This is a genomic window from Thermaurantimonas aggregans, assembly GCF_003851885.1.
Taxonomy (GTDB): domain Bacteria; phylum Bacteroidota; class Bacteroidia; order Flavobacteriales; family Schleiferiaceae; genus Thermaurantimonas; species Thermaurantimonas aggregans.
This window is the reverse complement of record NZ_BHZE01000054.1, coordinates 1-778: the sequence shown is the minus strand read 5'-3', so window position 1 is coordinate 778 and position 778 is coordinate 1. Positions and strand designations below refer to the sequence as shown.

1 protein-coding gene is annotated in these 778 nt (G+C 34.7%); it reads right to left on the bottom strand.

The window, feature by feature from the left end; translation table 11 throughout:
• Positions 1 to 13: 13 nt before the first annotated feature.
• A partial coding sequence (locus tag EIP89_RS11400; protein ID WP_148086804.1) for an IS1634 family transposase occupies positions 14 to 778 on the bottom strand: 765 nt, incomplete at its 5' end.

Below are 778 nucleotides of genomic sequence, written 5' to 3'. Positions count from 1 at the left end.
TGACTTCCGCATTTTAACACCCAAAATTGAAGATTGAAGCTACTTTTTTTTGCTCCTCTGTTAAAAGGATTACTTTGCTAATGGTTTCTTTCGTCTTGGGTGTAGTGATTTCGATTTGATAAATGCTTTGTGCTATTTCAATGACTTTTTCTGCTGATAAATCTGATTTCTTTTGTTTTAGATATCTTTCTAATTCTTTGTAAATCTTATATGCCACAAAGTTTAAGCATATATGAGCCTCTATCCTTCGCTGTTTATAGTGATAAATAGGCCTGATTTTTAAGTCTGTTTTGGCAATTCTAAATGCCTTTTCAATCTGCCAAAGTTGATTGTAGTTCTCCAGTATTTTTTCTTTTGAGAGGGTACTGTTGGTTAAATATCCTTTTAATCCATCCCATTTTTGGTCTTGCATAATCTTTTCTGCATCTATTTCTACTTCCACGGGGCCTTTCATCGTTAAGAATTTGTTATACCCTCTTTTGTTGATGGCTGCTTTGGTTAGTTTGTTGTTTTTAATGAGCTTTTCAAGGCGTTTAATGCCTTTTTCCCGGTTATACCTATCTTTCTTTGCTCTTTGCTGTGAAAAGTTTACTATAAGCTTATAATCGCCTTTTGGTATCACGATGCTTTCACCGTCTTTAAATGAATGGCTAAGAATTTTCTCTTTACACGGCTGTGTTTCATTTTTCAGTCGTGCTCCAAGTATAAATTCATGTCCACAGGATGCTAATTCTTCTATATTGGCTTTTGACAACAACCCACTATCAGCCACTACTGT